Source organism: Streptomyces sp. NPDC031497 (assembly GCF_055580905.1).
Genome location: NZ_JBVIKO010000060.1, coordinates 1 through 9,342, shown reverse-complemented (window position 1 = coordinate 9,342; position 9,342 = coordinate 1). Strand labels below are relative to the sequence as shown.

Here is a 9,342-nt window from a genome sequence, read left to right as displayed (position 1 = left end):
GAGAGCGTCAGGAACAAGATCAACACGCACCCGCACAGCCTGCCGACCGAGATCGATCGCAGCAAGAGCATGGACTCAACTCATATTGAAACCATGAGTAAGGCGTTCCGAGGGGTAGTTCCAGGAGCATTCGAGTGCCGGACCGCGACACCTCGTGGCTGCCAGGCGGGCAACGCCTCGCTTTAGACAGCGTGCGCGGTCCTGGTGCTCATGGTGGTGGCGGTCGCGTGGGCGCCGTATGGATGCCCCAAGAGGCCCTGGCGGGCGACGTCTCAAGGCAGAGCAGCGACATGCGGTGCAGCGGGGCCGCCACCACCGTCGACGAGCACTGGTGCTCGTCGACACTGGAGGGACGCCTGTGCTGGTCTGGGCCTTGATGCCTCCAGCCAGAGCGGCGACGTCCGGGGCCGTCGAGCGTCAACACCGGCCTTTGATCACTCGTTGGTATTGGTGGTGCGAGCCTGCCGCACGGTGACCTCTTGATACGCCCGAGCCGTCCGAGCTCCCGTGCAGACCGAGGCCCGTTGTGGCTTTGTTCACGACTTCGGGTTCTGGCTCACTTTCCGTGGAGCATGCACGCTGCGTGACGGTTGTGGGGCGAGTAGGCCCTGGCGAAGTTGCCCGGAACGGGCCCGTACCGGGTGCGGTGTAGCTGACAGTTCAGCCCGTGAAAGAAATGGTGCTCCGACTGGAGGAGTTGCTGTTCCCGTCGATCGCCGACGTGGCGGTGCTGTCCGTGGCCGTGAACGATGAGGCGGTCCGTATAGAGGCCCGAAGCACGGTGCCCGGGGCCGTATGTCCCGGACGCGGGATCTGGTCACGGCGGATTCACAGCTCCTACCTGCGATTTCCCGCTGATGTGCCCAGCGGAGGCAGACGGGTCGCTCTTTGTTTACGCGTCCGCAGGTTCCTCTGCCCGGTCATTTCGTGCGGGCGGCGGACCTTCGCCGAACAGCTACCGGGCTTGACCCGTCGGTACGGCCGGCGGACCGAGCGCCTGCGGTCGACGCTGACCGCGGTGGGCCTCGCGCTCGCCGGTCGAGCCGGTGCCCGCCTGGCACGCGTCTTCGGCGTGTCCGTCAGCCGCAGCACGGTGCTCAGGCTGGTCGAAGCGTTACCCGACCCCGAAGTTCCAGCCCCGCGGGTGGTCGGCGTCGATGAGTACGCGACCCGCAAAGGGCGTCACGACGGGACTGTCCTGGTCGACGTCGAAAGCCGACGTCCGGTGGACCTGCTGCCCGACCGGAAGGCGTCCAGCCTCGCGGCTTGGCTCGCGAAACGGCCCGGGGTGGAGGTGGTCTGCCGCAACCGGGCACCGTTCTTCGCCGAAGGTGCCACGGCCGGGGCACCGCAGGCGGTGCAGGTCGCGGACCGGTGGCACCTTTGGCACAACCTGAGCGAGGCTGCAGAGCGGTGCGTCGCAGACCACCGCGGATGCCTGCAGGTCCTGGCGCCAGATCCCGCCCAGCCTGCCCCCGAGCCGGAGAAGTTCCAAGACCCCTCCGGCTCGCCCTGGCCGAGGGGACACCGCTTCGCCGACCGCACCCGTACCAACCACGCGACCGTCCACGAAGTGCTGGCCGCCGGGCTCAGCCGGAGGGCGATCGGCCGCCAACTCCGTATGACCTCCCGCACCGTCAAGCTCCTCGCTGACGCAGCCACCCCGGAGGAACTGTTCCAGGGGCAGTGGCAGGGCCGACCATCCAAACTCGACGCCTTCAAGCCCTACCTGGATGACCGCTGGAACCAAGGCTGCACGAACGCCTGGAGGGTGTGGGAGGAGATCGTGCCGCTCGGCTATCAGGGCAGCTACCAGCGGGTCCGCGCCTATTTCCGTGAGAAGCGGCTCTCGCCAGGCCCCGTCACGGCTCGGCCACCGTCACCCCGGGTCGTCGCCGGATGGATCCTCCGCCGACCGGAGACCCTCACTGAGACGGAGCACCTTCGGCTCAAGGCTATTCTGGTCCACTGCCCTGAACTGGACGCCCTCACCGGCCACGTCCGCTCCTTCGGGCAGATGCTCACCGAGCGCCAGGGCGAACGGCTGCCGCAGTGGCTTGATGCCGTCCGGCAAGATGACCTCCCCGGCCTCCATACGCTCGCCGCAGGCATCGACCGTGACCGCGATGCAGTCATCGCCGGCCTCACCCTGCCCTGGAGCTCCGGGGTCGTCGAAGGACACGTCAACCGGATCAAGATGCTCAAACGCCAGATGTTCGGCCGAGCCGGCTTTCGTCTTCTCCGCAAGCGCGTCTTGCTCTACTCGTGATGCGCAGGTCAGACCGCATCATCAACGAGGCCGAAGCCTTCCGGAAACCCTTCCAGGAATTCCCGCCGCGCGGGGTCGGACTCGGCTTCAGCCATCGCCCCGAGCAGACCGATCAGTTCGCTGCGTTGGTCGCTCGACAGCTGGCTAACCAGGTGGGCGACGCCCTCCAAGACCTTGACGGCATCGTCCGGATCCATCTGCTCGTCTTCACTGCCCTCGATGAACCACAGGACATCGACCAAGGCCGCGGCCAGGGCGTGGGTCAGAGACGAGTACACGGGCATCAATGCGGTCTCCCAGCAGGTCAGGACAGCAGAGTCCGGCCATCCCACCACATACCACCGACATCACACTCAGTCAGCTCTCCACGGAAAGTGAGCCAGAACCCGTTCTCGTGAACATCGGAGGCGGGCAGGCGCCTCCCAAACTGCTGTCGAAACGCTGCTCTACGACATGAACAGAGCCAGGCGGAGTTCTCCGGCGGCACCGTCGACTTCAGTTCGGCGACAGGTGACGCGCCCCCCGGTGTACCGACGAGTGGATCCCCGCCGGGTGGGTTGCTTCTGGCCTCGGCTTGGTCCGGCTGACGCTGTTCCGGCGTCGGCACAGACGTCGCGACGCCGGGTCCGGAAGCGGGCCAAGAAGCTCGCGGCGGACAACCTCATCCTGGTCCCGTCGATCAGCTCGACGTGAAGACCCTGTGAACGGTCCCTCGACCTGTGCATCCTCCTTCTGCTTATCGCCGGGCCGGCCCACCAGCTCGACGGGCAGGTCGGCCAGGACGTAGGCGAAGCGGGTGACGTCGTAGCCGGTGTCCATGACGATGAGGATGTCTGCGTCGCTGGGCCGCCACTGCCCGGCCCGCACAAGCCGGACGACGACGTCGCGCAGCTGGGCGACGGTCACCGCGGTGGCGTCGTCGGCCGGGCCCAGTCGGATCGCGTCCAGCACGGCGGTCCACGACGTGCGTCCCGTTTCCAGGGCGGCGACGAAGGAGTAGGGCCAGCCGAGGATGAACTGATCCGCGCTACGGCCCCGCCCGTAGACGTGGCACAACGGCAACTCCGGGCTGGTGGGAGCGTCGGGCCGCAGCCAGTTGCTCACATCGACCGCGAGGACGATCCGGCCGTCGGCAGCACGAGGCAGCGGGGTGGCGGCCAGCAGCCAGCGCAGCCGGCGCGGTTCCAGCCAGCCGTGGTTGACCGCGTCCCTACATCGCTCCGTGCCCGCGCCGGTGCTCGGCCGTGAGCGTCAGCTCGACCAGCGAGGTGACCGGACCATCGGCGCACAGCACTGTGTCGGTCAACTCAAAGAGCGCATCTGCACGGCCTTAAAGGCAGTCGTAGAACTCGACACGAAAGTGGACAGCACGCTCAGCGCGGCGTCAGTGGGACCTGCAGAGGCCAGACTCTTCACAGCGGCCGTTCCTTCACGCGACGTTGCTCGACACCTCGAAGCGTGAAGAACGGCCGTCCTCTGTCCCAGGAAGAAGCCAAGATCAGCAGGACAGGTGACCCGGCGAGGTTAAACGCCAAGCTTAGGCAGGTAGGGCTCTGCGAGATAGGCAACCAACGTGAGTCTCAGTCGGCCGGAGCTTCCTCTTGGGCTCCGCCAAAGGATTCGCTGCCATCGCGCCCATAGCGCCGCATGAAGTCGAACAGGTCTGCGCCGAGGCGCAGTTGCGGGAATTCAATCGGATTCCCGTTCGAATCCGCGACGTGCGGCTCACGGGCCAGCAACTTGCCCTGCTCATCAATTTCGAAGGACCACAGGGTTCCTTGCACATCGGCCATCGGAACGGGCATGTCGTCCGCACCGTAGAACGTCATTCGGCCGCGGACGTTGGCTGCGTAGACGTAACGGTCACTGACCCACACCATCGCCCGGGCGCCGGAGGGACCCCGGCTCAGCACGCCCGTCAGTGCCTCCAGCGCCGCGGCGCCCTCACCGGGCAGGGGGCGCAGCGCCAGACGAACATGTGCACGAACCTGATCGTCGGTGTCTTGGGAGAGCGTCGTATGCCCCGCATCATGCGTCACGGGCGCTCCTCGCGGTGGGATTGTCTCGTGCTGGCGGACCAGCCCGGCAAGTCGGTCGACCACCTCAGCCGGACGCCCCGCAGCGACAGCATCCTCATAGGCCTGCCGCATACCGGGCTCCATGACCGCCCCGACATCAGCCCGCAGCACCTGCACCTGCACCGAACGCTCACCGTCCAGCAGGCCCAGACCACGCAGCGCACTTTGCACGTCATTCAGCCTGCCAAGCGCCTGACCCACCGCACGAGAACCCTGCGCCGACCGGTGATCACGAACCGCGGAATGATAAGCCCCCAGCAAAACCGCCAGCCGCGCCAAACCTGCATCGCCAGCCGGCCGGGCCTCCGCCCGACCACTACCCGCGGACACCGCCACACCCTCAGCCACCCCCGCCTTGCCCTTCCCCTTCCCCTTCTTTTCCTTGCGCGCAGACACCTCAGCCCGCAGCCCCTTCACTCGCTCCACCAACTCCCGCGACCTCACCACCAACGGGTGATTACGCACCACACCGACATCCAACGCCCCCGGAACAGCGGCACCCCCACCCCACACATAACCGTCACCAATCCGCTTGGTCGCGAGCCCCATCACCAGCAGATCTACCCGGCCGTCCTCAGCCAGCACCCACACCGCCGAAGCCCCACCACCGTTCGGCAGGTGATAGTGCACAGACCTGTTCAGCGCATACCGCGGCTCACGGGGCCCCGGCGTCCCCAAAGCCGCACGATCGAGCATGTCCCGATCATCCTGCCGCGACCTCAGATCCCTCTCCAAAGACACCGGATGGAAATGCACCCGGCCACTGCGCTCCCACGTCTGCGGCTCCTCAACCCGCAACACACTCAGCCGCTGCTCCACCTCGGCCACCAACTGCGCAGCTCGACGCTCCCGCTCCTGCAGATGCGCCTCCCACACCGGCACGAACTCCCCCCGCACCCGATCCCACGCACCCCCCTCCAACACCAACGCATTCCGATGCAAGAACCCCGACATAGCCTCCTCAACACCACCGAACCCCTCCGCCCGTCCCTCAGCAGACGACAAAAACTCGCTAAAAGACAACTCTCGCCACAAACTCGGATCAACACTGAGGTTGTCGGCGATGTCGGAGTTCAACAGCAACGCCAAGACGTCGGGCCGCTCCGGCAGTTCCCGCAGGACCTCCGCGTGTTCAGGGTTCAGCAGGAGACGGTGGGCCTCCTGATTGGATCGCAACACGGCAGCCCATACCGCCTCCGGCCCTGGCTCCGCCGTACCAGCGCGAGTTCGGTCTCCAGCCTCCATGTGAGCTCGCTGTCCGGACAGGTCGTTTCGACCCCTCTTGCCCTTCACTGGCCCACCCGCCTGTGCCGTAGCCGCGGAGACACCTGTGCGTTGTTCCGAATTGGGCGCTGCGGCTGGCTCTGTCTCGGCCGATGCTGTTGTGAGAGCTTCTTCCACCGCCCGCAGCAGACGGTCGGAAGCGGGCAGGCTCCCGTCCCTCGAGTGCTGTTCCAGCACGTGCGCCAGTGTGGCGCTATGAGTGACTGCCAGTTCCATGAGTCGGGGTGTGTTCAGGAAAATCTCAGCGACTCGCGGGACGGCCTCGAGCAGACCCGTCAGTCTTCGCAACCTCTTCTTCAGCCCGGGGCCAAGAGCTGCCGCCAGTTGCGGGCTCGCCACCACGGCCCGCCACAGCACGCTGTCGGCGGACGCATGTTCCGACAACATCCGGTAGTCACGCGCAAGAACGCCGGCGGCCCAAGGTGCCGTCTGAAGCTCTCCCCGCAGCTTGTGATCGGTCCACAGTCTCTCAATGAGGCCAGGTACCAGTCTCAGTGCCTGACCCACCGTGGTGGACCGTTCCAATATGTCTGTCAGCTCGGGCCATCGGCGCATCAGGCCAAGCATTGAGGGACGCCGTGTCAGAAGGTCGTGAACGCCCTCAATACCCAGCGCTCTGACCAGGCCGGGGTCGCGTGTGGCCGCCTCGAGCAGGCTGCTGTTGCTAAGCACGACACCGATTTGCTGAGGATACTTCTCCAGCTCCGTCAGCAGGTTGTCCGCCTTCATGAACTTCTCGACCGTCGGCACGCTGGTGAACACACGTGCATGGTCGCTGAGTACGGCGGCGATCTTCGGCCGGTCAAGCAGGGTGAAGGCCTCCTCCGGATTGCGCTTCAGCCACTGGGCTATCGAGGGGCCACTCACAGCTGCCGCCACTACCCCTTCGTAGTCAGGAAAAGTCGACATCATCGAGAAGACCGTGAGTAGATCCTCAGCGTCCCGGGACAGGAACTCCATGGATACCGGATCGTCGTCAGCGAAGACACGGGCGAGAGGTGCGGCGCTGATCACCGCCCTGTTCAGCCTCTCGTTGGACTGGACCATTTGCCACTGTTCTACGTTTGCAATGAACAACCGCGCCAGCTCGCTGTTGGCGATGAATTCGCGCGCCTGATTTTTACGTGTCGCCATCAGGCGGGTCGAAACGGCGCTTTCCCCGACGAGCTGGTAGAGGGCGTCGTTGGTGCGCAGTGCCCCGATCAAGGCCGGCGTTTGGGTGATCGCGAGCAGAAGACTCCTGGCGGGATCGAGCAGCCAGTCGAGCAGCTGGGGCCGTTCGGCAAGCAAAGCAGGAAGCTCCGGGTGGTTGTGCAGCGCCGCTCCAAGAGCCGGACTGCTCACAGCTTTCTCCAGCAGACGCCCGTCACCACGCACCTCGGCATCCACACTCAGCAACCCGGCCAAGACTTCCGCAGAACCACCCGCGGCCTCAAGGAACACAGCTCGGTCCGCCTGCGGATCAAGACGCCACAACCCCGCCAACACCACATCACGCTGCGTCAGCCGCACACCCTCACGCGACAGAGTGGGCCGACCCGTCACCTTCCCATCCGTCACCAGAGCCATCAGCTTCTCTGCCCACGGCGGCGTCTTCGCCTTGGACTTACTACTGGTGCGCTCCCGGTTAAGTACGGACAGCTTCTCCCGGAACTCCGGCAACCTCAGCGCCCCGACGAAACCCGGCCGCGCGATCGCCTCGGCAAAAGCCTCAGGAGCCGAAGCCAGAAGATTCCGGAACGGCTCACCACTGGGCTCACCCAGCGCCGCAAGCAACTCATCACTCTCGAAAAACCGCTGCCAGTGCTGATCGGACATGACCACACCCGACTTCGACGCCAGATACCGCACCAACCCCGGATACGGCAGCAAATTCTCCAATGCCTTCCCACTGAGGTGGTCCAGCATGTTGCTGTAATCACCGGCCAGACGGAGCAGAGCCGCATCGTCACGCAGCACCATCGTGACGAAGGCACTCGGGTCATTCTCTCGGGCGGCCAGTGCGTTGAAGTAGACCGAGCGTGTCATGTACTGGTAGGCCAGCTCGCTGGTAGAGATCGCGTGATACAGGTTTATAAGTCCTTCGGGATCCGGCATCACAATGAAGTCGATGATCTCGACGAGGGTCGGAGAGTCGTACAGCACCATCCCCACGGTCGGGTGGTCCTGCGCATCGAGGGCAAACCGACGGCGCATGTTGTTGCCCGGGGCATGGACAAGCGTGTCGTGCCCTTCGACGAGCAGCCAGTCCTGGACCTGTGTGTAGCGCAGTGCGGCGGCAAGGAGGTGGGGGGCCAGCAGCGGAGACCCCTCACGCACCGCCGGCCTCAGTGCGCGACCGGTTTCGCTCAGCAGCCGGCGGAAGTGATGGGGATACCGCAGCAGGCCACCATGCGCAGCCAATGTACGCGTGAACGCGTCATCAGACTTCAGCACAACAGCCAGATGAGGCTCTCTCCCGAGCAGAGCTGCCAGCGGCGGATGGGCCATACGCGCCTGCTCCAGCGGAGACGCTGCCGGATCGACGGCGACCGGTGCTGGCAACTCCGGAGCGACCGCACCCAGCAGCGCACCCTCCAGCTCATCGTCACCGACCGCGTCGAACGCCGAGGGATCGAGCGAAAGGACCTCCACCACCGCCGGGTTGGCCGCAGCAGCCCTCACCCACTCGACATTGCCCGCAAGACGGCTGGCAAACCCCGGAACACTCTCCAGCACATCAATCAAATGCACCTTGCCAGGTGCCAGCACGTCGATCAGACCCGGATTCTTCATGGCTGCGCGGAGCAAGTCGGGAGAACTTCCCCACAGCTGTGCCTGATTGGCATGCGACTGCAGCTTGCGCCGAAATTCCACACTGCCGAGCAGTTCGTCGTAGTTGATTTCTGGGAGCGCTTCGAGGGCCCTGACAAGAGCCCACTCGCCGGCGAACCGCTTCGCGTCCTGTTCCTGATGGCGGAACTGTCGCACCAGAGCCTCAGCGAGAGGCCTGTTTGCTATGAGAGCGGGAGCGACCGGGCCCGGACCCGCCATTTCCTGGATGAGTTGCCAGACGTTCTGAAGGGCCGGGATCAAATCTGACCAGTACAGCAAGTAGGCGACAGATATCTTCTTGCTCTCGATAGCGTCGACCAGAGGGCGCCTTTTGCCGTCCTTGGCAATCAGGGTGCGGACGGTATCAGGATTAAAAAGAAAATCCCCCAGAAAGACAGCCTGCATGCTTGTCATCTTTTCGAGCATGCCGGGGGCGTCGGTGAGTACGTCCAGCAGGTCCGGATGCCGGTGCATCAGCTCGGCCAGAACCGGATTCGCGGCAGCCGCGTCAGCCACATGCTGACGGCCGGGCCGGGCCATGGACACCAGCGTCGGCACATGCTGCTCGTGCCATCGGGCCTTCGCCACCAACTGCGCCACCGCATAGACCGGCCACTCCTCGTGCCACGACCCCTCACGATGGGCAGCAGCCCCCACCACCGAACGCACCCGACGCACCTGATCCGACGAGAGACGCAACTCCCGCACCGCACGATCCACCCGCGCAACAAAGTCCGCCGGAACCTCCACCACCCCACCACGCACCCCACCCGACGCGGCCTCCACACCGCCACCACGACGCGGCATACCACCGGGCAGCACACCACGGACCTCGCCCCCCGACCCAGCCCTCAACCCCGCAACCACCGCATCAGCCGCCCCGTCAACACCCCCCTG

The 9,342-nt window shown here is 65.4% G+C and carries 4 protein-coding genes and 1 pseudogene; 2 read left to right on the top strand and 3 right to left on the bottom strand.

What is annotated here, in order from left to right:
* Both ACZ5K7_RS48125 and ACZ5K7_RS48120 read left to right on the top strand, forming a co-directional pair.
* Positions 1–186: hypothetical protein (locus ACZ5K7_RS48125; RefSeq protein WP_468924917.1), on the top strand; the 186-nt coding region annotated here is incomplete at its 5' end.
* A 481-nt stretch (positions 187–667) separates the two neighbouring features.
* Complete coding sequence (locus ACZ5K7_RS48120; RefSeq protein ID WP_468924915.1) at positions 668–2,269, top strand: ISL3 family transposase; 1,602 nt, start codon at positions 668–670, stop codon at positions 2,267–2,269.
* A gap of 8 nt (positions 2,270–2,277) precedes the next feature.
* On the opposite strand, the gene ACZ5K7_RS48115 is transcribed toward ACZ5K7_RS48120, so the two are convergent.
* The 3 genes and pseudogenes from ACZ5K7_RS48115 to ACZ5K7_RS48105 form a co-directional block, all read right to left on the bottom strand.
* The gene (locus tag ACZ5K7_RS48115) at positions 2,278–2,553 is read right to left on the bottom strand and encodes a hypothetical protein (protein ID WP_468924913.1); all 276 of its coding nucleotides are present in this window, start codon (positions 2,551–2,553) and stop codon (positions 2,278–2,280) included.
* Positions 2,554–3,016: 463 nt separating this feature from the next.
* Positions 3,017–3,629 (bottom strand): annotated as a pseudogene (locus tag ACZ5K7_RS48110) (transposase); the annotation flags it as partial.
* A gap of 220 nt (positions 3,630–3,849) precedes the next feature.
* A complete protein-coding gene (locus ACZ5K7_RS48105) occupies positions 3,850–9,231 on the bottom strand; it encodes a hypothetical protein (protein WP_468924911.1) in 5,382 nt (1,793 codons plus the stop codon).
* Between the last annotated feature and the right edge of the window lie 111 nt (positions 9,232–9,342).